General features: G+C 36.6%; 20 protein-coding genes. 8 read left to right on the forward strand and 12 right to left on the reverse strand.

Annotation, left to right across the window (positions count from 1 at the left end; genetic code table 11):
- Positions 1-222: 222 nt before the first annotated feature.
- A complete protein-coding gene (locus A3Q34_RS04015) occupies positions 223-1,047 on the reverse strand; it encodes a zinc-dependent peptidase (protein WP_070374175.1) in 825 nt (274 codons plus the stop codon).
- 259 nt (positions 1,048-1,306) lie between these two features.
- Between A3Q34_RS04015 and A3Q34_RS04020 the strand changes: the two genes are divergently transcribed.
- From A3Q34_RS04020 to A3Q34_RS04035, 4 genes are all read left to right on the forward strand, one after another.
- Positions 1,307-3,394, forward strand: a complete 2,088-nt coding sequence (locus tag A3Q34_RS04020) for a dipeptidyl-peptidase 3 family protein (protein WP_070374176.1) — start codon at positions 1,307-1,309, stop codon at positions 3,392-3,394.
- Positions 3,395-3,631: 237 nt separating this feature from the next.
- The gene (locus A3Q34_RS04025; protein WP_070374177.1) at positions 3,632-5,791 is read left to right on the forward strand and encodes a S46 family peptidase; all 2,160 of its coding nucleotides are present in this window, start codon (positions 3,632-3,634) and stop codon (positions 5,789-5,791) included.
- Between the two features lie 71 nt (positions 5,792-5,862).
- On the forward strand, positions 5,863-6,306 hold the full coding sequence (locus A3Q34_RS04030) for a disulfide bond formation protein B (RefSeq protein WP_070374178.1): 444 nt from the start codon (positions 5,863-5,865) through the stop codon (positions 6,304-6,306).
- Positions 6,303-6,947, forward strand: a complete 645-nt coding sequence (locus A3Q34_RS04035; protein ID WP_070374179.1) for a DsbA family protein — start codon at positions 6,303-6,305, stop codon at positions 6,945-6,947. Before A3Q34_RS04030 ends, A3Q34_RS04035 begins: the two co-directional genes overlap by 4 nt.
- A 136-nt stretch (positions 6,948-7,083) precedes the next feature.
- On the opposite strand, the gene minE is transcribed toward A3Q34_RS04035, so the two are convergent.
- The 5 genes from minE to A3Q34_RS04060 all read right to left on the reverse strand — a co-directional run bounded on the left by minE (position 7,084) and on the right by A3Q34_RS04060 (position 9,566).
- Entirely contained in the window at positions 7,084-7,362 is a 279-nt protein-coding gene (gene minE, locus A3Q34_RS04040; RefSeq protein WP_070374180.1) for a cell division topological specificity factor MinE, read from the reverse strand.
- Between the two features lies 1 nt (position 7,363).
- Positions 7,364-8,173, reverse strand: a complete 810-nt coding sequence (gene minD / locus A3Q34_RS04045) for a septum site-determining protein MinD (protein WP_070374181.1) — start codon at positions 8,171-8,173, stop codon at positions 7,364-7,366.
- 28 nt (positions 8,174-8,201) lie between these two features.
- On the reverse strand, positions 8,202-8,921 hold the full coding sequence (gene minC, locus A3Q34_RS04050; protein WP_070374182.1) for a septum site-determining protein MinC: 720 nt from the start codon (positions 8,919-8,921) through the stop codon (positions 8,202-8,204).
- Positions 8,922-9,012: 91 nt separating this feature from the next.
- The gene (locus A3Q34_RS04055) at positions 9,013-9,294 is read right to left on the reverse strand and encodes a cell division protein ZapA (RefSeq protein WP_070374183.1); all 282 of its coding nucleotides are present in this window, start codon (positions 9,292-9,294) and stop codon (positions 9,013-9,015) included.
- On the reverse strand, positions 9,294-9,566 hold the full coding sequence (locus A3Q34_RS04060; RefSeq protein WP_070374184.1) for a DUF904 domain-containing protein: 273 nt from the start codon (positions 9,564-9,566) through the stop codon (positions 9,294-9,296). The genes A3Q34_RS04055 and A3Q34_RS04060 overlap by 1 nt, the downstream gene beginning before the upstream one ends.
- Before the next feature lie 481 nt (positions 9,567-10,047).
- On the opposite strand from A3Q34_RS04060, the gene A3Q34_RS04065 reads away from it, so the two are divergent.
- Positions 10,048-10,386 (forward strand): GIY-YIG nuclease family protein, encoded by a 339-nt coding sequence (locus A3Q34_RS04065; protein ID WP_070374185.1) that lies wholly within the window; start codon positions 10,048-10,050, stop codon positions 10,384-10,386.
- A 160-nt stretch (positions 10,387-10,546) separates the two neighbouring features.
- Here the strand turns inward: A3Q34_RS04065 and A3Q34_RS04070 are convergent, their stop codons facing one another.
- Positions 10,547-10,822 carry a GNAT family N-acetyltransferase gene (locus A3Q34_RS04070; RefSeq protein ID WP_070374186.1) on the reverse strand — a complete coding sequence of 92 codons (276 nt, stop codon included), beginning with the start codon at positions 10,820-10,822 and terminating at the stop codon, positions 10,547-10,549.
- Positions 10,823-11,020: 198 nt separating this feature from the next.
- On the opposite strand from A3Q34_RS04070, the gene A3Q34_RS04075 reads away from it, so the two are divergent.
- Positions 11,021-11,983 (forward strand): DnaJ C-terminal domain-containing protein, encoded by a 963-nt coding sequence (locus A3Q34_RS04075; RefSeq protein WP_070374187.1) that lies wholly within the window; start codon positions 11,021-11,023, stop codon positions 11,981-11,983.
- A gap of 466 nt (positions 11,984-12,449) precedes the next feature.
- On the opposite strand, the gene A3Q34_RS04080 is transcribed toward A3Q34_RS04075, so the two are convergent.
- Positions 12,450-14,399 (reverse strand): tetratricopeptide repeat-containing diguanylate cyclase, encoded by a 1,950-nt coding sequence (locus tag A3Q34_RS04080; protein WP_070374188.1) that lies wholly within the window; start codon positions 14,397-14,399, stop codon positions 12,450-12,452.
- Between the two features lie 289 nt (positions 14,400-14,688).
- Between A3Q34_RS04080 and A3Q34_RS04085 the strand changes: the two genes are divergently transcribed.
- Positions 14,689-15,669, forward strand: coding sequence for a transposase (locus tag A3Q34_RS04085; protein WP_070374189.1), 981 nt, complete (start codon positions 14,689-14,691; stop codon positions 15,667-15,669).
- Between the two features lie 552 nt (positions 15,670-16,221).
- Here A3Q34_RS04085 and A3Q34_RS04090 read toward each other — a convergent pair.
- Both A3Q34_RS04090 and A3Q34_RS04095 read right to left on the reverse strand, forming a co-directional pair.
- A complete protein-coding gene (locus tag A3Q34_RS04090; protein WP_070374190.1) occupies positions 16,222-17,871 on the reverse strand; it encodes an ATP-binding protein in 1,650 nt (549 codons plus the stop codon).
- Positions 17,864-18,421 carry a carboxymuconolactone decarboxylase family protein gene (locus A3Q34_RS04095; RefSeq protein WP_070374191.1) on the reverse strand — a complete coding sequence of 186 codons (558 nt, stop codon included), beginning with the start codon at positions 18,419-18,421 and terminating at the stop codon, positions 17,864-17,866. Before A3Q34_RS04095 ends, A3Q34_RS04090 begins: the two co-directional genes overlap by 8 nt.
- Before the next feature lie 435 nt (positions 18,422-18,856).
- Between A3Q34_RS04095 and A3Q34_RS04100 the strand changes: the two genes are divergently transcribed.
- The gene (locus tag A3Q34_RS04100) at positions 18,857-20,083 is read left to right on the forward strand and encodes a DEAD/DEAH box helicase (RefSeq protein WP_070374192.1); all 1,227 of its coding nucleotides are present in this window, start codon (positions 18,857-18,859) and stop codon (positions 20,081-20,083) included.
- Positions 20,084-20,471: 388 nt separating this feature from the next.
- Here the strand turns inward: A3Q34_RS04100 and A3Q34_RS04105 are convergent, their stop codons facing one another.
- Both A3Q34_RS04105 and A3Q34_RS04110 read right to left on the reverse strand, forming a co-directional pair.
- Entirely contained in the window at positions 20,472-20,702 is a 231-nt protein-coding gene (locus A3Q34_RS04105) for a glutaredoxin family protein (RefSeq protein WP_070374193.1), read from the reverse strand.
- Positions 20,703-21,109: 407 nt separating this feature from the next.
- Entirely contained in the window at positions 21,110-23,356 is a 2,247-nt protein-coding gene (locus tag A3Q34_RS04110) for a putative bifunctional diguanylate cyclase/phosphodiesterase (protein WP_070374194.1), read from the reverse strand.
- Between the last annotated feature and the right edge of the window lie 28 nt (positions 23,357-23,384).

The following is a 23,384-nucleotide window of genomic DNA, read 5'->3' on the forward strand; positions in this document are numbered from 1 at the left end:
GAAGTCGTTAACTCCGCACCCTAACCGTAATAATTTTAAACAACAGGTTATGCGCATCTTACTACAGTGAAGATAGATTAACCGAAGATTTTACAGCTCCGCATAAATAGTACCCAGTACTAACAGGTACTTGCGCTATTATTTTGGCCTATATCTGTAAAGTACTTTGAATAATCACCAGATTTGTCATTATTAAAGTGATGTTATCTTGCCATTTAAATATTAAGCCCAGTGAACAGGGTCAACATGATAATAGTTTTTAAGTTGCTGATAGAGCATCGGATACTTAGCATGAAACTGTTTAGCTTGCTCAAAAAAAACTTCACTGGTAACAGCAAAAAATTCAGCTGGGTTTGTTGCTCCGTAATAATCAAATAATGAGGGTGCTCCGGTTCTTGCTTGCATCTTTAACTGTTCAAACTGTAGAGAAAAAGCAGCAGACCAACCTTGATAGCTCTGCCCTTTATCCAGTATAGGCGCACCGTTTGCGCTGCCATTTTCTTGGTCTAGCTGATGGGCAAACTCATGAATAACCACATTACGACCATCATCAGGTATTTTTGCACCGTCTAAAGTATCTTGCCAAGATAATACAACTTTACCAAAATCCCATGATTCACCCGCCAATGCTACTTTTTGTTGGTATCTTAAGCCATCAGCCCCCATATTTTGCTGTTGCTTAATAAAGGCCCGAGGGTAAACCAGTATAGTTTGTAATTTAGGGTAAAAATTAGTCTTGCGATTAAGTAACAATAAACATGCTTGGGCAGCAATAGTTATACGTATTTCATCGGTTATTTTAACACCGTTACAACCAACGAAGGTTTTCTCCGCCAAGAATACCTGAATATGTTGCTTTAATTGCAACTGTAAATCTGTTGGCATTTGTCCAAAATAAGGCATTCTTTGTTGAATGATTTTTCGCCATGTTTTTTTAAATGGCTGACGTCTTATTTTATCTCGCTGATATTCTCGCCAGTAGGGCTTACCAACAGAATAGCCAATAAGTAAAACGCCAATAAGTATGGGAAGAAGATAAGACAACATAATGAACTTTACTGGTTAGGATTTACTATGATGTAGGTCCGCTATGATTAAATATCAAGCTATTGCAGCTATATTTAATCATTAAAAATGCTAAATATTAATTTTTACGTCCTTTAAATAACCTTTTATGCTAACTGCTGATTGTTGCCAATAAAGTTAACAGGTATACATATTGCAACATTGTGAGTATTATTTTAGCGTTAAGTAATACTTATAATAAAAGGCTCGATAGCAGGGCAATACTTGGAATTAAAACCACATGAAATTATCAAAAATATCTGCAGCGTTAGCAGCTGTACTCGCTTTTTCTGGCTGCTCTGAACAAGAAGCAAGCGGCAATAAAGTAGAGCCAAAGCAAACTCATCAAGCGACAGCAACTAGCAACAATGAATTTAAATGGCAGGTAGACCGTTTTGCTGATATCCGTGTTATACGTTATCAAGTACCTGGTTTTGAAGAATTGCCTCTAGAAACTAAAGAATTGTTATTTTATCTCTATAAAGCAGCGCTTTCTGGTCGTGATATCACTTGGGATCATAACTACAAATACAACCTCACCATTCGTCATACGTTAGAAGCGGTTATCGCTGATTATGCCGGAGACAAAAGCAGCGAAGAATTCAAAAAGTTCAATGAATACACTAAACGTGTTTGGTTTTCTAACGGTATTCATCACCATTATATGTCAGGTAAATTGAGCCCTGAATTTAGCCCTGAAACTTTTGAACGCTATGTCATGTCAGTTGCCGAAAAAGGTAAATTACCCTTAAATAAAGACCAAAGTGCTGAGCAGTTAGTGGCCTTACTAACACCTATTCTATTCGACCCAACGGTCGCACCTAAAATGGTTAATCAGTCTGCTAACATTGATAATGTTGTTGCCTCTTCCGTTAACTATTATGAAGGCGTTACCGAACAAGAAGTTGAAGACTTTTATAAAAACAAGGTCGATGTAGACCCTAAGCGTCCCGTATCTTGGGGTTTGAATTCTAAATTAGTAAAAATTGACGGCAAGATAGTTGAACAAGTGTGGAAAGTGGGTGGTATGTACGATAAAGCCATTAGTGAAATTGTCTTTTGGCTAGATAAAGCAGCAACCGTTGCTGAAAACGATCAACAACGTAAAGCCCTAACCTTGTTATCGAAATACTATAAAAGCGGCGATTTAAAAGACTTTGACGACTACTCTATTGCGTGGGTTAAAGACGTTAATTCAGATGTTGACGTAGTAAATGGTTTTATCGAGGTTTACGACGATCCTCTAGCTTACAGAGGTTCATTTGAATCCGTTGTTTCGGTAAAAGATCACGAAGCGACCAAAGTGATCGCTAAGATTGCCGCAGAAGCTCAGTGGTTTGAAGATAATTCACCACTCATTGAAAGCCATAAGAAAAAAGAAGTCAAAGGTATTACCGGTAAAGCCATTACCGTTGTTATTGAGTCTGGCGATGCTTCTCCTTCAACGCCTATTGGCATTAACTTACCCAACGCTAACTGGATACGCGCTGAGCATGGTTCAAAGTCGGTAAGCTTAACCAATATTGTTAGTGCTTATGACAACGTAAAAGGTGGTTCATTAGCCGAATTTGTTTGGGACGATGCTGAACTTGCGCGCAGCAAAGCATTTGGTCCGTTAGCGTCTCACTTGCATACCGATTTACATGAAGTTGTTGGTCATGCTTCGGGGCAAATTAACGAAGGCGTTGGCACACCTAAAGAAACCTTAAAGCAATATTCGTCAGCCCTTGAAGAAGGTCGCGCCGACTTAATTGCCTTGTACTATCTTATGGATCAAAAATTAATTGATATGGGTGCAATGCCAAGCTTAGAAGTGGGTAAAGCAAGCTACGACAGTTATATTCGTAACGGCATGATGTTGCAATTACGACGTCTCAAAGAGGGTGAGCAAATTGAAGAAGCACACATGCGTAACCGTCAGTTAATTGCAAGTTGGGCATTTGAAAAAGGTGCCACTGACAATGTTATTGAAAAGCGAGTCCGTGATGGAAAAACTTTTTTTGTTGTCAACGACTATCAAAAGCTACGGACATTATTTGGCCAATTATTACGTGAATTACAACGAATAAAGTCTGAAGGTGACTTTGCTGCAGGCCAAGCTTTAATTGAGGGTTACGCCGTTAAGGTTGACAAAAAATTACACTTAGAAGTGTTGAGCCGTTATGAGAAACTTAACTTAGCACCATATTCTGGTTTTGTTAACCCTAAATTAGAAGCCGTATATCTAGGTGATAAAATGACTAATGTAAAAATCACTTACCCTGATAACTTCCAAGAGCAGATGTTGGAATATGGTAAAGATTATGGGTTATTACCCGTTCTAAACTAAAGTGAAGCTTTCTTAAAATAACGTAAACGTTATAATAAACCAAGGCGTGTGATCACAATAATCATACGCCTTTTTTATTTTGCTTAAAACGCCCTCTTTATCCTTAAAGTTATCTTTGGCATAATATCGAGTAGCATTATTAAGTAAAAACATGACAACTAAGTATTTCATAATATTTACGCGCAGCTTATAACTATAAAATTAAAACGATAAATTAATACAATCCAGAGAACTCTAATGAAAAAAACAACAATTTTATTATTAGCGATGGCTTCAACATTTGCCACGGCTGATGAAGGTATGTGGCAACCTCACCAATTGCCAAGCATTGCATCAGAACTTACCCAAGCAGGTTTAAAATTAAATCCTAACGATTTAACCGATCTTACTGGTTTTCCTATGGGTGCTATTGTCAGCCTTGGTGGCTGCACGGCTTCTTTTGTTTCTGATAAAGGTCTAGTTGCCTCTAATCACCATTGTGTTTATGGCTCTGTTCAATACAACTCAACAGCAGAAAACAACCTACTCGCCAATGGTTTTCTAGCAAAAACCTTTGATGAAGAGCTACCCGCAACACCCGGCAGTCGTATTTATGTAACAGAAGAGATTAATGATGTTACCACGTTAATTAAAGGCAGTATTACCGAGAACATGTCGGGATCTGAGCGCTATAAAGCCATAGATAAAAACTCTAAAACATTAGTGGCTGAATGTGAAAGTGATGACAAATATCGTTGTAGTGTTGTTAATTTTCATGGCGGTTTAGAATATTATTTATTTAAACAATTAACTATTCGCGATGTTCGTTTAGTCCATGCTCCAGCAAGTAGTGTTGGTAAGTATGGTGGCGATGTTGATAACTGGATGTGGCCACGCCACACCGGAGACTATGGTTTTTATCGTGCTTATGTCGGTAAAGATGGCCAACCCGCTGATTTTAGTAAAGACAACGTACCTTATGAGCCAAAACATCACCTAAAAGTGAATAAAAGTAGTGTTGATGAAGGCGATTACATTATGGTGCTAGGTTACCCAGGACGCACCAACCGTTACCGCACTGCACTTGAGGTTGAAAACCAATTTACTTGGACTTACCCTAATGCTAAAAATTATCGTGAAGAGCTTATCGACTTAATTCATAATGAGTCTGCACCAGAAAGTGAAGCGAGAATAAAGTACGAAAGTACCTTAGCCGGCTTAGCTAACTACGCAAAAAATTACGGTAGCATGATAAAAAGCTACAATAAAGGCACAACATTAGCCCGTAAACAGCAACTAGAACAAGACTTAAGCGCTTGGATCAATGCTGATAAAATGCGAAAAGCTAAATATGGTAACGCACTTACCGGCCTAAATAAGCTCCTAAAACAAAACCAAAAAACTCAAGCACGCGATCTGATTCTAGGTTATATGGCTTACAACAAAATGTTAAGTACGGCTTATCGTTTACATCGTTTAGCCGTAGAAAAAAACAAACCAAACGTAGCGAGAGAAAGGGGTTACCAAGAACGTGATCTTGCACGTTTTGAACAAAGCATGAAAACCTTTAATCGTCGATTCGATGCGAATATCGATCAAAAGATCTTATTCGCTATGTTGACACATTATGTTGAATTGCCTAAATCAGAACGTATTCTCGCCATCGATGAATTTTTTGAACTTGAACAAGGGCTAAATAAAAAAGCCTTAAGCACTAAGCTTGAAAAAATGTATCAAACATCAACAATTGCTGACCAAGAAACTCGCCTTGCTTGGATGAATAAATCGGTAGCCGACTTTGAAAAAAGCTCAGATCCCTTTATTCAACTTGCCGTAAAGACTTTTTCTGTAAGAAAAGCACTTGAAGAAAAAGACGAAGAATTGTCAGGTAATATTCAAGCTTATCGTCCTAAATATATGGAAGCGCTAATCGCCTATTTTAACGATAAGAAACTCCCTGTATACGCAGATGCTAACAGCACATTACGCATTACTTACGGTAACGTAAAAGGTTATTCACCAGTAGACGGACTCACTGCAACACCTTTTACCACACTTGAAGGTATAGTAGAAAAAGACACAGGTATTAAACCCTTTAATGCGTCTAAAAAACAACTCGAGTTAATTAAGAGTAAAAATTACGGCGAATACGCTAAAAAAGAACTAGGCTCAGTGCCCGTAAACTACCTAGGTACATTAGATATCACCGGTGGTAACTCTGGCTCACCTACTCTCAACGATAAAGCAGAATTTGTTGGTTTAGTCTTTGACGGTGTTTATGAAAGTATTATTGGTGATTGGGATTACGACACTAAATTAAACAGATCGATTCACGTTGATATTAAATACATGTTATGGGTGATGGAACATGTTGATGGCGCGACCAATCTTATTGAAGAAATGGATATAGTTGAATAATTAACTGAATTTTATTTACCCTTAAAAATCCGGCTTTGGCTGGATTTTTAACCTTAACTAAACGAGATTATATGAACGATATATCTGCTAACAATACGTTACCCAAAGGTTGGTTGTTACTCTTTTCAGTTTGGGTACTCGCCACCATAAGCACGCTTGCCAGTTTATTTTTTAGTGAGATTGTTAAACTCCCAGTTTGCTCTTTGTGCTGGTATCAACGAATTGCCATGTACCCTTTAGTCGTTATTTTACCAATGGCTTTATTTCCATTCGACGCTAAAGTGATCCGCTATGCGAGTGTATTGGTTTTATTTGGCTGGCTAACCGCATTATTTCATGTGTTATTAGTAGCCGGTTATATTCCTAAAAGCGCACAGCCCTGCGTACAAGATATTCCTTGTTCAGAAACGCATCTCAATGTTTTTGGGTTCTTAAATATGCCAATGATGTCTTTACTAACCTTTAGTCTCATGGCTTTATTATTATTTTTTATGACTAAATCGGAATCATCATGAATAAAAAAATACTTTTCATTAGCGCCAGCCTTATTATCCTTTTGGCTTTTATTGGCGCAGCAACAATATTTAAAGCAAACAATAGCCATCAGAGCACTAAGGTTGAAAACCTCGACATTATTGAACGTGTTGGCGCGCCAATAAAAGGACCGTTAGAGGCAAAAGTGACCATTGTCGAATTTTTCGATCCTGCTTGCGAAACATGTTCAGCTTTTTACCCTCTGGTAAATAATTTAATTAAACGCTACCCTGGTAAAGTTAAGGTTATGATGCGCTACACCCCTTTCCATAAGGGTTCAGATCAAGTGGTTAAACTACTTGAAGCCGCACACTTACAAGAACAGTTTTGGCCGGCAGTAGAAATTTTATTTGCCAAACAGCAAGCCTGGACTCGCCATCATGTTGCTCAACCACAAAGTGCTCGTGCGTTATTAAAGGACTTACCTTTGGACAGCGCACAGTTTATGCGTGATGTCAGTAGCGAAAACGTTAGCAAGGTTATAATGCGAGATATCGCAGACGGTAAAACCCTCGAAGTTCGAGCAACACCGCAGTTTTTTGTTAATGGAAAACCTCTGGTTAATTTTGGCTACGAACAATTAACTCAGTTAGTTGAAGAAGCCATCGCCGAAGCCTACTAAGTGTTAAAAACAAGATAACGATAAAATTTTTAATCATTTTATCGTAAAATAAAATGAAAAAGGCGCGTATTCTCTCAAAGAATACGCGCCTTTTTTATCTTTACCAATAAGGTCTGATAAACAATATCAAATCGACTTAGTTAATACTGTTCTCATCACTTAATTCAATATTGAGTTCTAAGACATTTAAATCGCCACCTTTATTATCAAGGTTTATCGAAAAACTTTCATCGGTGACTTTAATGTACTTACGCAATACCTCAAGGATATCCGCAGTGAGTTGCGGCAAGTAATCAGGCTGTTTATTTCGACTATTGCGCTCATGGGCAACAATAATTTGTAAACGTTCTTTCGCCTTAGAAGCGGTTGTTACCTGTTTTTCTTTTTTACGTAAAAAATAATCAAGTAATGCCATGTTATCCTCCAAACATACGACTAAGAATGCCTTTTTTCTTGGCATGTAAAAATCTAAAATCAACGGTTTCACCTAAAAGGCGATCAACCACATCCTGATACGCTTTTCCTGCATCACTTTCAGTATCTAGGATCACTGGTTCGCCGGCATTAGATGCCTTAAGTACCGCTTGTGATTCCGGAATAACACCTAATAAAGGTATGGATAGAATATCGACCACATCTTCAACACTTAGCATTTCACCATCATCAACACGCTTAGGTGAATAACGCGTTAATAATAAATGTTCTTTAATAGGTTCTAAGCCAAGCTCAGCTCTGCGAGAGCGGCTAGCTAACATACCTAAAATTCGATCCGAGTCACGAACCGATGAAACTTCAGGGTTAGTAGTGACTATAGCTTCATCAGCATAATAAAGCGCCATCATAGCGCCTGCTTCAATACCCGCTGGAGAATCACAAACTATATAGTCATAGGTTTTTCCAAGCTCTTCGAGAACCTTACCAACGTTTTCTTTATTTAACGCATCTTTGTCACGGGTTTGTGAAGCAGGTAATATAGATAAACTACTGACACGCTTATCTTTAATTAATGCCTGATTTAGGGTGGCTTCACCATTAATCACATTAACAAAGTCATAAACAACTCGGCGTTCACAGCCCATAATCAAATCAAGATTTCGTAAGCCTATATCAAAATCAATTAACACAACCTTTTGACCTTTTAACGCCAAACCAAGACCGATTGCCGCACTTGATGTCGTTTTGCCAACCCCGCCCTTTCCTGATGTAACTACTATTATTCGTGCCATAGACCGAATATCCTTTATAAGTTAAAAGTTAAATAAGTTTTGATGACGTTAATTCACTGTCAGTCAAATGTATATATACGGGTGAGCCCCAATGTTGCTCCATTGACTCGCTTAGCCAATAGTTACCATTAATCGAAACTAATTCTGCTTCAAGATTTTGGCAATATATTTGCGCATGATGGTGACCTGTTGCGCCGGCAATGGCTCGACCACGTAACGAACCATAAACATGAATATTACCATCAGCAATCACTTCAGCTCCAGCAGATACTGAGCCAATAACCACTAAATTTTGGTCTTTAGCATAAACTTGCTGACCAGAACGAATTTGACCACGATGTATTTTATCGCTGAAAAGTCCACGTTCTGGTATATCGGCTATCGTTTCAGTTTTTGCAACTTCTGGCTTTTCTGCACTAGGCGCTTTATCTAAAGACTGGCTTTTTGCCGTATTAACAAATGAAAAACCCAGTTCGCGGATCAACGTTCGTTGCTCTTTAGCTATCAACCCCGTAAAGCCAACAAAGGTAAAATTGAATTCTTCAATTAATGATTTGATTGCTTGATAGTCAACCGAACCCTCTAATTTTTCAATACTAACCACAATAGGAACAAGATAAAAAAAATCTGGCGCTTGCGCGACTTTATTTGCTAAATCAGACCGAATATCTGCTAATTTTGATGTTCTTAAATGTAAAACAGACAGGGTAAAGCTTGAACCTTTAAATTCAATGCTAGCATCAGCCATAGCTAAATTTTTCCTAAGTATAAAGTAACGATGATTACCACTATCTTAACTTACTCAGCGATAGTGGCAATACTAGAAAAGGTGAAAGTGTTTATAAAGCGTTTTTAAGTGTCGAAATCAACACTTCTTGTCTGTGTTGATTTTGCTCAATTTTATTATTTGCCATTAATAATGAATAGCTTAAATTAATTGACGCAACTAATAAAGCACGCTCGCTGCTAGCGTTTCCTCTTTGCTGTTTAATGTCATCGCACATAACAGCAAGTTTACTAGCCGCTTCCTTTAAATCCTCTGCCTGTTCAGCTGGGCAAGAAAACTGATGTAGCTTACCCATAATTTCAATGCTGATGCCATTAGAGTCTTTAATAGACATTAACTAAGCTCTTCTGCACTTTGCAATTTAGCTAATAAAGCAGTTAATACATTATTTGTTTGTTTCTGTTTTTCTTCACCTTCTAAGACTTCAAGCTGAAAGGTTTCATTTTCATCGACAAGCAAAGCTTTTTGCTCAGCTAATTCTGCTACTTGCTGAGCTAAGCCTGCTTTTTGCTCTGCTAATTCTGTTATTTGGCTTTTTAATTGGTTATTTTTATCAATGATTTTTTCGATCAGTTGTTCGAGTTGTGGGAGAGTATTTTCGTTCATAAGGCGCTCTGGTTAACTGTACTAATTAAGGGCGGCAAATTTAATATAAAGTGAGGCAGAATGCTACTTTTTACGACAATTATCGCCTTAATTTGTGTAACAATTATTAAAGATAGAATAGATTAATAATTCACGTTTAAAAAACAAGCGCTTCGAGCAAATAACAAGCGGAAAATATAAAAAGTCTAGCCGGTGAATTTTTATTATAATTAACACCTATACGCATTTAGCGCCGCAAACTATCTTAATATCGACCCTTTTGTATCACTAAATTAACTGACCTTTCTTTAACCTCCTTATCAATAACTAAAACATTGACCGGCATCAAGTCTGCGTTCAAATAATTACGCAACGGCATAAATAACAGTTCAAGATCAATATTAGAGACAAAAAACTTGATAAAATGACGTCATAGATAACGCTATAGATAACGAGAAGGACAATAAGTCACTACGTTTTATGACTCAATGAGAACAAACTTATGCGCTTAAAAAATTCTCGCTTGGTTAACCCACTTGATAATTTTTCGTTTGGCAATGTCTACATAATGACACATTCTATTTTTTCAAATGTAATTAGAATAGGTTGTACTTCAAGCAATACTGAAGAATATGCAAAGTCGCTTTCAAAAAAGAGCCCAGGCCATTATCAACTCTTTTTTTCTTTGGCATGCGAAAATCCGTGTAAAGTTAAAAAGCAGATAAGACAGTATTTTGATGCGAAAAAATACGTTAACGAGTTTTATAAAGTATCGCCTGAAATAGCAAGAAACCTATTAAAAAGAGAAGTGTTAAAAATACCCGTTTTAAGCGTGCACTAAACTATTTTTATAGGGTTGATTTTAATAAGTACTGATTAATAAACTATTAAGATAACGGTCAACATTATGGAAATAACAGATCGGTTATAAGCGCCTATAGATAAAAGTGACTTTTTTCATTTTAAAACTCATCGCTAATGGCGCTTTTTATTGTCAATAATTATGCAAATAAGTCACTTGCTTCAGGGTGTTTTTCTAAATATTTGATAATGTATGAACACTGCGCAACCGCTTTTTTATTATCAATTTTTATCTGCTGAAGAACATCTTCTAACAGTGTTTTTGCTAGGCCTTTCCCCGCTAGCTCATCAGGAACAATAGTATGGGTTAAGTACATATTACCGTTTTGATCATCGTAAGTGATATAAGCAACCGCGCCATCGATATGGTATTCGTATTTACATTCGTTTGCGTTATGTATGAGCGTGTAAGACATTATGTTTCCTTAAAAGAGATTAAAACGACTTCTTTAAAAAATAGCATGAAAGATCTAAGTCTACCTGCCATATTTTATTGAAAGTGTCACATTACTGACATTCATCATATTTATTTATTCTTATAATAACACCATCAAATTGGACTAGTTAACATTAGGCCAATATTTATCTGCCGGTTTACTACGCAGGAGTTCACTGTGAATTATAAAGATTATTACAAAATTATGGGCGTTGATAAAACGTCGTCTCAGGATGAAATTAAAACATCATATCGGAAATTAGCACGAAAGTTTCATCCCGATGTCAGTAAAGAAAAAGATGCAGAAGCTCGCTTTAAAGACATTAATGAAGCCTATGACGTGTTGCGCGATAAAGAAAAGCGCGCCGCTTATGACCAACTGGGTAGTAATTGGAAGGCGGGCCAAGCAGGCTTTACCCCGCCACCTAAATGGCAAGAGCAATATCAGCAAGGTAATGGTAGTTTTAATGCCGGCGGTCAAGGCAACTTTAGTGATTTTTTTGAATCATTATTTGGTGGCGGCTTCAACGCAAACCAGCATTCATCGCGTGGTCCTCAGTCTAGGCAAGGGCAAGACAGTCATGCAAAAGTATTAATTGACTTACCTGATGCATATACCGGCGCAACTCGAAGCTTTACCTTGCAAGATCAAGTGGTTGATGAACATGGACAAGCACAATCAAAAGCGCGAACCTTGAAAGTAAGTATTCCAAAAGGTATTAAACCTGGACAGAAAATTCGTTTACAAAAGCAAGGTGAAACAGGTTTTGGCGGCGCCAACAATGGTGACTTATATATTGAAGTGGGCTTTAACCCTAACCCATTATATACCATTGAAGGGCAAGACATCACCACCGAGCTTACTATTAGCCCATGGCAAGCAGCACTAGGTGAAAAAGTAAAAGTGCCAACACCAACAGGAACAATTGATTTAAGTCTGCCTAAATTGGTGAGTAGTGGCGCTAAAATGCGTCTAAAAGGTCGGGGCTTACCAGGTAAAATTGCTGGAGACTTTTTTGTAAAACTCAAAATTGTTTTTCCAAAAAGCTTATCCACAGCAGAAGAAGCGCTATATCAATCTTTAAAAGTACTCGCAAATGATGCTAGCAAAGATGAAAGTGAAGATATAAAGGTTAAGTAAAGTATTTAGCCTCTGCTGAGGGGAAAGACTAACGGGTAATGGTTCGCAACAAAGTAACATATTTTTGATAACCGGTATTATTGAAGTTATTCGAATGATAATTCATAAAACCATGTAGGTACTCTACTTGTGTAATTTTAACATTAGCTTTAGCTTCAAGCTTTTTTATAAGTTCGATAACATCAAAATGAGCTTCATTTTTAGGAAAGATTAAATTTATTTTAAAACACGGGTCTATTTGGCTGAAATTTCTTATTTGTGAGCTATAAAAACAAAAAGCTTGTTTGATAAAATTATTTTCATTGGTTTGAGAAATTCTCCAAATAGCCGATGCCCCAATATTAAACCCAATGAGTGTTGTTTTGCCATCAAGTGAAGCTGACGTTTCAGTTTTAAATGTAAGGGTGTCTCAAGCCATATAGCCAATTATAACCTTCTAATTTTATCTCATCACCTAATAAATTAATTAACTAACTAAATTATTAATCAGTTGGTTACGCCCAAGCTCTTTAGCTTTGTATAAGTGTATGTCCGTCTGCTTTATAAGCTCCTCTTCTGATTCTGTACTCATATTGAAAGCGCAAATTCCTGCACTCATAGTCACAACAGAAAACTCACTTTCCTTATGCTCGATATTCAAATTATTGATTTCATTTTGAATGCGTGTAAATGTATTATTAATTGAATTTAAATCATGATTATTGAATATTATTGCGAACTCCTCCCCACCATATCGGTACACTCTATCTTCATCTCTAATAGATTCCTTCAATACTGATGCAATGCTTTTTAGTGCATCATCACCAGCCACATGCCCATAGGTATCGTTATATAATTTAAAATAATCTACATCAGCCATTAAAAGAGAAAACGTTCCTAAACCTTGCTTTGATTCTTGCCAGACCTTTGCTAAATCTCTATCAAAACTTCTTCGATTATGAACACCTGTCAAACCATCTAACAAGCTTAATTCTTCAAGCTTACGGTTAGCTGACTCTAATTCATGGGTACGTTGCTTAACTTGTTTTTCTAATCTCTTTTTTAAAAGCTGATCTCGATTACGAAGATACAAGAAAAAACCGAATATAAATAAAAGAACCAAACTTATAATAATGTTATTTCTAAACTGCATTTCTTGTTCTTTTTCAACTTGAAGTAATTTTTTATTTAAGGTTAATTCACTAACTTGGCGAGTTAATTGCTGACTTTCATAGTTTTTCAACTGTAAGTTTAAAGACTCATTTAATGTGCTTGAAAGGTTAAGATTATAATTTTTCTTTAAATTGTTTTGATAAGAAATCAAAAAAGATATAGCCTTATTATGAGTTCCACCAACCGCATAAAATAAAGACTGCAAAGCAATGTTTTCATCAAGTGTATCAATATTATTATTTTCATTAGCGACAACATTCGACTGTACTAAATAGCTCTGAGCATTAAGTATGTCGCCTTTATGAAATAAAGCTTTTGCATATTCAGTTAAAATAGCAGAGTAAAACCACATATCTTCTGATGCTAGCATTTTACTCTTTTGAAGATATACAATTGCTTCGTTAGGCTTGTCAGTTGAGTTATATACCTTCGCTAAACTAAAATAATATCTAGACAATAACCAATGCTCATCACTCCCCTCAAAAGAAATAATGGCATCTAAAAGATAAGACTCCGCTAATTTATATTCTCTTTGCTTAAAATATAATTCTCCTAGATAGCCTTTCCTACGAGCTATACCGTTATCATTTTCTGATTTTTCTTCTATTTTTAAAATTTCTTCAAAATATATTATCGCTTTTTCAAAATCACCAAATTTTTCATACAAATTAGCAATATTACTCAAAGTCCATGATAGTTGTTTATCAGAATCATGCTGCCTGAATATTGAAGCCGAGAGTAAGTAATACTTTAATGCATCTTGCGGTTCATTAAGGTAATAATGCGAAGTTCCCATCCAGTCGAGTGTTTCTGCTTGTTTAAGTGAAGTATCTATAGATTTGAAGTGTGATAAGGCTTTTTTCCCTAATACTAAAGCTTCATCATAATTCCCTGTTACTGTTTGGTAAGCCCCTAAATCTGAGTAAGCTACTGCTTTTTCATCTGATAAATTGTGATTTTCAGCAATTGATAATGTAAGGTTTGCATGAGTTATCGCTTTATCATTTTTACCAATAATAAAATATGAATCACCGATTTTTTGATGTAACCAAAACCTTTGGTGGTGCGTTAAATTTTTATTTTTTAATAGTTTTTCTAATTCTTCAATAACTGTTTCCTTATTATCTAGTTGCTCTATTTTGGCTAACTTATTTTCGAATACGTCATCTTGAGAAAATGCATTAAACACAACGAAAATATAGATAGTAAATACGATAAAAGGGATCAGGTGTCGATTATGGGAATTATTTAATTGATTTATCAAAGATAATATTACTTTTTATTACTTTTTATTACTTTTTATTACTTTAATATTTTATATCATTTAGCCAATTCAATCACAAGAGCTATTCAAGTTTTGAAGTGATAGTTAATAAAAATTACATTGTAATGGATTTCCGAATGAGAGTTGGTGAGCACAAAAGCCCCATAGATGTTTCTTGGCTAAAGTCAGCTAATGGCTAGAACACTAATTAAGCCACCCATAATAACTTGTTTGTTTTTCATACAATAAACTACACTTAATGTACCCTCTTATAAGTGTGGTGATTATTATGCCCAAGCCTCGTTCACAACAAATTAGTTTATCTGATACGCCGTATTATCATATTTGCAGTCAAACCGTTCGAAAAGCCTTTTTATGTGGTATTGATAAAGAAACCGGTGTCAGTTATGCGCACAGGCGTCATTGGATTGAACAGCGCATTTTTACATTATCTCAGGTCTTTGCTATTGATATTTGTGCTCACGCTGTTATGAATAATCACTTACATTTAGTCCTTCATGTTGATAGTGAACAAGTTAACAACTGGACGACGCTAGAGGTACTGTCCCGTTGGCATAAGTTGTTTAAAGGCACCCTGTTAACCCGTCAATATCAGCGACAGCAATCATTAACGACATTCGAAATAGAAATGGTTGAAGAAACAGCACAGGTCTATAAACAACGCTTAATCGATATCAGTTGGTTTATGCGGGCATTAAACGAGCCTATTGCTCGACAGGCCAATAAAGAAGATAAATGCACTGGGCACTTTTGGGAAGGACGCTTTAAATCACAAGCCCTGCTCGATGAAGGGGCATTACTTGCTTGTATGGCTTATGTAGATTTAAATCCAGTGCGTGCTGGCATTGCCCCAACACCTGAGCAATCGAGCTTTACCAGTATTCAACTGCGTATCAAAGCAGCCATCATGGGAGAGCAACCGACAACCTTATTACCTTTTACGGGCAATGAACAGCAAGCTAAAACCTCCGGTATCCGCTTTAGCTTGAAGGACTATTTAACCCTTGTAGATGAAACAGGTCGGGTAATAAGAGCAGACAAACGAGGCGCTATCGAAACTAGAGCCGCAAATATACTGTCAAGACTTCACATCAGCGATGAAAGTTGGCTCAAACTCACCACAAACTTTGAAGGTATATTCACGGGCGCGGTGGGCACCGCAGAGCATTTGTGTGAGTTTACTGAGCACGTGGGGTTAAAGCGCGCACACGGGAAAGCAAATGCTCAAGATTGTTTGAATAGCGCGTAAACATAGCTATATTCAAAAACAGCAAGAAAAATACAGCTACCTTGGGGGAGAAGTAAAGCTTGCCTGAAATTCACTCATTTAGTCAACATCTATAAAAATCGATATACAAAGGCTTACAAGATGAAGTACATGCCTTGTTGCTGACCGTTTCAGAGTATTATTACTGCGGAGAATTATCATGGGTGGCATAGTAATTTATTTCAGAGCATTATTATTGCTAGAATTATCATGGGTGGCATAGTAATTTCAAGCTTGTTTGAATAGCGCGTAAACATAACTACATGCTAAGACCGCACTAAAACCACAAGAAAAAATACGGCTACCTTGGGGTAGCAAGCACAGCTTGCCTGAAATTCACTCATTTAGTCAACATCTATAAAAATCGATATACAAAGGCTTACAAGATGAAGTACATGCCTTGTTGCTGACCGTTTCAGAGTATTATTACTGCGGAGAATTATCATGGGTGGCATAGTAATTTATTTCAGAGCATTATTATTGCTAGAATTATCATGGGTGGCATAGTAATTTTTAATTAGAGGGGGATTTCAACTAAATATTTACTAATTCGCCATTTCGTTGATAACGTGTAGACAACGCTCTTTCTAGTTCTGTTATTAAAAGGGGTTTAGGAATAAAGTCATCCATGCCTACTGCGGCACAATCCTCTCTATCTTTCTTTAGTACATTAGCCGTCATGGCAACAATGATGGGCCGTTTTTGGCCGTAACGTTTGACGATTTCTTTTGTAGCAGCCAGCCCGTCCATTTCTGGCATTTGTAAATCCATGAAAACAATGCTGTATTTTGCACTATTTAAGGCCTCCAACGCTTCAAGACCATTAGCGGCAACATTACATTCAAAACCTAATTTAGATAACATCATTTTTACGATGGTCTGATTTATACGTATATCTTCAACAACAAGTATTTTATGATTAAGGTTGATCGCATTTGATAACTCACCTTTAGAGCTTTTTTGAACACTGGCTTCTTGAATATTCTGATTGGCTTTTAAGGGTAAAGATAAGTGGAATGCTGTACCTTTTTTTTCTTCGCTTTCGACACTAATGTTGCCACTCAATGCTTTGGCAAGGTTAGCTGAAATAGCAAGTCCTAGACCTGTTCCTCCAAACTTCCTACTCATTGAATTATTGGCTTGAGTAAATGGTTGAAATAGATTTTTCTGATCGTGTTTACTAATACCGATTCCCGTATCTTTTACAATTATATTAACTTGATAGAGAGAGAGACCTTTTTTTTCACATTTCACAGAAATATTAACTTCTCCTACTTCCGTGAATTTAATAGCGTTATTTAATAGGTTAATTATTATTTGTTTTATTCTTGATATATCACCGCTAAGTATTACAGGTGTATCGCTATCAAAAAAAGTGGTTATTCTAAGTCCTTTAAGGTCAGCCGCAGTAGAAGATAGTTTAACTACATCTTCTACTGACTGAATAAGGTTAAAATCAACTTCATCTAACTCCAGATTACCGGTTTCTAAATTACTATAATCTAATATGTCATTGAGTATTTTTAATAATTCGTCACTGCTATTGGTTATTGTGCCAAGCATTTCTGATTGTTGGTTATTAAGCTGCGTATCTTTTAGTAACTGTACGATTCCCAAAATACCATTCATTGGTGTTCTTATTTCATGAGAGATTGTGGCCAAAAACATAGACTTTAGCTTATTGGATTCTTCTAAAATTTCTTTTTCATTTTGTAATTTTCTATTTTTAAATTCGTTATTTTTGGTTTCTAATAGTTTTTTTACGGATGCACAAAATAGCTCTAACACAATTGAATTTTGGGAAGAAAAACGTTCAGAACGTTGTAAAAACAGTATCAATTTAGAGCCTTTACTGTCTTTATATAACACATTGTAAAATAGGTAATAATCGTTTTCAGATAACGAAATGCGCATGTTTTTAGTATAGTCTACAATCGGTAGTTGGGTTAACGATTCGAAATCATGGTTTGTATCCTCGTTATTTAAAACGAGTTCAAGGTGACATTTTGTAGAATTTTCTAGAATAATACATAGATCAAAATTGATAATCCACATCAATTTATCGACAGACTGACTAATTATTTTACTGACATCTACAGAAGGATTGATACTATCTTCTGCCATTGTATTTGTTAACTCAATTAAAGATGCTAATTGGTATGTATCAATTAGGTTATTAGGCATTATTAAGCAAACTCATAACTTTTTGGTCAACATCAATCATCATACCTTGCGCTAGTGTATTCGAATAATTAACTAAACTAACAAGAGCCATCAATTCAAATATTTGGCTTTTTGTCAGACCAGAGTCGAGTAAAGTATGATGGTCGGCTTCAACAATTGATGCTGGATTTATAGCCATTTTTTTAGAAAAAGCAATAGACAGCTTAACTCTTTTGGGGTTTAAGTTAGTTGCCTTTTCTAATACTTTTTGAATATCTCCTTCATTTACATTAAGAAGCTTACACATCGCTGTATGAATATCAGTGCAATAGCTACAGTTTTTTTCATTTGAAACCGCAACAAAAACTAGTTCCTTTAATGACCGAGGTAATTCACCTTTCACTAAAATATTTTTTAGAGCATTCCACGTTACTTCTAATACAACAGCGTTGTAGTTACCAAGTACTTTAAAATAATCAACAAGTCCTTCGTTGCCTAAATACTCAAATATATCGTCATAAATCTCTTTAACTGACTCAGGAGCGTCTTCATATTCCAATAAACAATACATTTTTTGACCCTAATTAAAAAGTTACAGTAATTGTAGTCCATTGCTTTGATCTGATCCAATAGTTATGGATAGCTTGGTATTGATTGTTCTTAAGTCTATTAATAGCGAAGTTTTTATAAAAAAGTGTTTTATATCAATAGTACGATGATTTTCGAACGATAATATAATGTGAAATAATAATTTTTATGTTTAGACTAATGCCTAGTTTGGGCAGTAGTTAGTTATTCCAACTAAACTGAAAATGTCAGCTAATTAGCTGTTCAGTTGTCCAAGGTCGAAGGTAAATACAATCTATATACTTTGTTTTATAAGGCTTACTGTCAATGCATCCCTTTTAAATTAACTATCCCTTAAAAGCCAGCTTGAATACGTCTTAAATATATTAAAGCATTCTGTTAGAATAGTCGGCTATTGATTAAAGGACACCGAGGCAGCATGTCAGAATTTAAAGAATTTTCACTTTTAGAGTCAATTATTGATCGCGTTACTCTTAAGGGCTATAAACAGCCTACACCGATCCAAAAAGAATGTATCCCGGCTCTTATTGATGGGAATGATCTTCTTGGTATAGCGCAAACGGGAACAGGAAAGACGGCGGCTTTTTCACTGCCTATTATCAATAATTTTGGTCGAAATAAAATAGATATCCAAGCGAAGAGCACGCGTTCGCTAATACTAACGCCAACGAGAGAGCTTGCCTCGCAAATAATGCAAAACATTGATGACTACTCTGAGGGCTTAGGACTTAAAACTAAGGTTGTTTATGGTGGTGTCGGAAGACAAGCTCAAGTTGACTCGATCGCGCTTGGACTTGATATTTTAGTGGCAACCCCTGGACGATTATTAGATTTAATTGAAACAGGTGATATAAATTTTAAGGCGTTAGAAATATTTGTCTTAGATGAAGCAGATACTATGCTTGATATGGGTTTTTTTAAAGATGTTCAAACTATTATATCTAAACTGCCAAAGAAGCGACAAACACTATTGTTTTCAGCGACTATGCCCGCTGAAATAGAAATACTGGCAGAAGCAATATTAACAGCTCCAATAAAAATTCAAGTTGCGGCTGAAACGGTCACTATCGATTTGGTTAATCAAAGCGTATACCATCTTGATAAAGCGAATAAAGTACCTTTACTCTTTAATATATTGCAAAAACCTGAATTTGAAAAAGTGCTTATCTTTTGTAAAACAAAGTATGGCGCTGACATCATTGTTAAAGCATTAGAAAAAGCATCAATAACAGCCGCTAGCCTTCACAGTAGTAAAACACAAGCCGTTAGAGAGGAAGCGCTACAAAACTTTAAAGATTCTAATCTAAGAGTATTAGTTGCCACTGATGTTGCTGCTCGCGGAATTGATGTTAATAATATTAGTTTAGTTATTAACTATAACCTCCCTGAAGATCCAAGAAATTACATACATCGCATAGGTCGAACTGCTCGCGCCGGTAAAAGTGGAATGGCCATTTCATTTGCTGTAGAAAATGATATGAGACAATTAATTAATATCGAAAATAGCATAGGACAAATCATTCCTGTTGTTACAGAGCAGCCTTTTCATAAAGAGTTTTCAAAATTGCCTAAAGAAGTCAAAAAAAAGGTAAGTAAAACAAATAAAACGAACAGAACGAATAGCACAAGAAAAAAAAGAAAATAAGGATAGCTATAAAGTAGCCAACTAGAGATTTTTAGCTCGGCTACAAATATCAACTGTCAATGCCTTTTAGAGTGCTTTTTTTTGCGGTCAAGATAAGTAAACTGGGCAAAAGTTTATCAGCATTAACCTAGTTGCTGTGCAAATGAGCACAACGTATTAAGTTATGTTTAGCGATTAATTTTAGTGCGCATGCGGTAATGGGTAACCACACCTATTGGGTGCTATTCGTTGCTCAGTAATACGCAAAAAGTGATCATTAATTATTATAATGCTCAGGGGGAGATTATATGATGCCCTACTTCTCTATCTTTTTATCCATTCGAGATAGAGTAATCAAGCATTCTATGCTCGTTGGTTACTCAATTATCTAATGAGATAATTGAGCTTGTTAATCTTCGGCATAAAGTTTCTTGAAGTTTTTTAGATTCCAGCCAATCATGACTTCATTACCAATTTTAAGGGCGGGCAAAGAGCTAGCTCCTATAGCGTCAAGCTCTTTTCTACCGCGCTGCATTTTCGCATTGGTTAATCTGTATTTTATGCCATTATTATCCAAGTATTTTTGAGCTTCACGAGAATGGGGACATTTATCTGAAATATATAAAACAACGCGTTTCATCACTAACCTTTGCAGAATTGTTAAAGATTCACTATTTTACTGAACTCTCAGAAAAAACAAAGGTGAATTAACAGAACTTTCAATTTTATAAAAAGAAAATGAATCGGCTTTGCTAAACCAAGGTGATAAAAATATATCAACTAGTTGTTTGGGCTTTAATTCAATCGTTTCTGCTTAGAGCTACCAACAGTAAAATTTTATCAATTAATTTTTTTAATTTTTGGTTTCATCCACCTTGCAAATGTGAACATCATTAATTTTTTGGACGGTTTGCAGCATTCAGAATATGTAGAACTACCTTACAAACAACTAAGTCACCAAACCTAACGTTCAAATGATTGCCTTGGTATTATTTTTTATACACTCAATTGAGCTAAAAACCTTAACAAACTTCTCTAATTGAAGTCTTACGCTGTCCAAATTGGATTTATACGCCAACTATCCAACCACATAGGAAAATCATCCGCTGGCATGGGTCGAGAAATTCCGTAGCCTTGCGCAATAGTGCAGTTAAGCGACAGTAGTTTTTCAGCGTGAGCCTTTGTTTCAACGCCCTCGGCTATCACACCGCGTTCGAAAACATCAGCTAAGCCAATAACAGCCTTAACAATGGCAAGGTCAGAGGGATCTGTAAGCATATCTCGAATAAAAGTCTGATCAATTTTTAAAATATCAGCGGGGAGGCGTCTAAGGTAAGTTAGCGAAGAATAGCCAGTGCCAAAATCATCCAAGGCAAACTTTACCCCCATCTTTACACAGGCATTCATCAGCTTACTGACCTGAATTACATCTTCTAGTGCACTAGTCTCTAATATTTCTAATTCCAGTAATTCAGGGTGAATTTCAGGGTAAGCAGCTAACGCTCCAGCTAAATGCCTTACAAAGTTACCACTTTGTAATTGGCTGGCACCTACATTGACACTAATTGGTATGGTTAACCCTTGTGTCTGCCAGATACTCATCTGTTTAAGTGCTGTATCAATAACCCATTCACCAATGTTAATACTGATTAAATGGCCTTCAATGATGGGTAAAAAAGCAGCGGGTGGTAAGATGCCTTGTTGAGGGTGCTTCCAACGGATCAGGGCCTCAGCGCCAATCACCTCATTGGTTTTCATGTTCACTTTAGGCTGATAATATAAAACAAACTCTTTTTTCTCAAAGCCCTGACGAATGTGCTCAAGACTCTCCCTCCGTGTTCGATCTGCTTCTGATGGACCTATATCGAAAAACCGATAACAACCTTTCCCTGCATCTTTGGCAATATACATGGCCTGATCCGCTTGGCGAAGCAAAAGGTCAGGGTCGGATCCATTTTTCGGGTAAAGCGTCACACCAATGCTGGCTGAAACTTTAAGTATATTATCATTACAGATAATATTTTGAGATGCAGCTGTCAATATGCGCTGCAATACCGGCTCACATTCGTTTATATTATCGAGGTCGCTAAGTACAGCGATAAATTCATCACCGCCAATACGCGCTAAAAAATCCCCCGCACGTAAAGACTGCTCAAACTTAGCTGAAATGTCGATTAGAAATTGATCACCCGTGTTGTGCCCATAACTATCATTAATTTTCTTGAAACCGTCTAAATCAATATAGGCAAGTGCAAGTATTTTTCCATGTCGCTGGCTTTGCTTAATAGCCAACGTTAACTTGTTAGCCAATAGTATTCTATTGGGAAGACCGGTTAATATATCGTGATGGGCGCTATGTTCAAGTTGCTCTTGATGCGCTTTAAGATGAGTAATATCAGAGAACATTGATACATAGTGCATTACCTGACCCAGGGCATCACTTACTGCGCTAATTGATTGCCTTTCGGGATAAATGTCACCATTTTTTCGTCGATTCCATATTTCTGAGCTCCAGTAGCCGTGTTCCTTCAAGGTTTTCCACATGTGTTTATAATAGCCATCGGACTGACGACCTGATTTGAGAATTCGTGGATTTTGACCAATAGCTTCCTTTCTACTATAACCAGTAATTTGGCTAAAAGTGTCATTGACCTCAAGGATATTACCCCTGATATCTGTTATTAAGATACCTTCGTGGGCGTGACTAAATACGCTAGCAGCGAGTTTTAATTTTACTTCTGTTTGCTTGCGCGCGGTTATATCAGTTAATACGGTTAAGCACTCGAGGCCGTCGTCGTTGATACTCATCATCACCTGAACGGTAATTAATTTATTATCAACGTATAGTTTTACCTCACAAGCTGATTGATTTAGCCCTTTAAAAGCATTCGACAGGTGTAAGTTAAATTGAGACAGAGAATCTTCGGTTAAAAATGCGGCCAATCTCAAGCCATTTATTTTTGCGCGCGGAATACCCAACATGCTGGCAGCGGTTAGATTAGTTTGGGTAATATCGCCTGAACGGTTAAGGGAAATAAAAGCCACAGGAGCGAAGTCGTATAAGGCTTCGTAACGTATTGCTGCTGCTTCAGAAGAATCTCTGGCTAAAATAAGATCGTTTTGCTGCATTTCTAACTCTATCTGGTGCACCTGTAACTCATGCAGAAGACTAACAGTCGATGCTTCATCAGTAATTGAATCACTTTCAGGTTGCCCATCTTCTTGCAAACGGTGCATAGCCTCTTTATGCACAGCAACTTTTTTACCTGTAAGCTGCTTTGAGTCTTTTTTCATGATGTACTCTTCCTCATCGGGCATTTAC

The sequence above is a fragment of the Colwellia sp. PAMC 20917 genome (assembly GCF_001767295.1).
In the GTDB taxonomy this organism is placed as follows: domain Bacteria; phylum Pseudomonadota; class Gammaproteobacteria; order Enterobacterales; family Alteromonadaceae; genus Colwellia_A.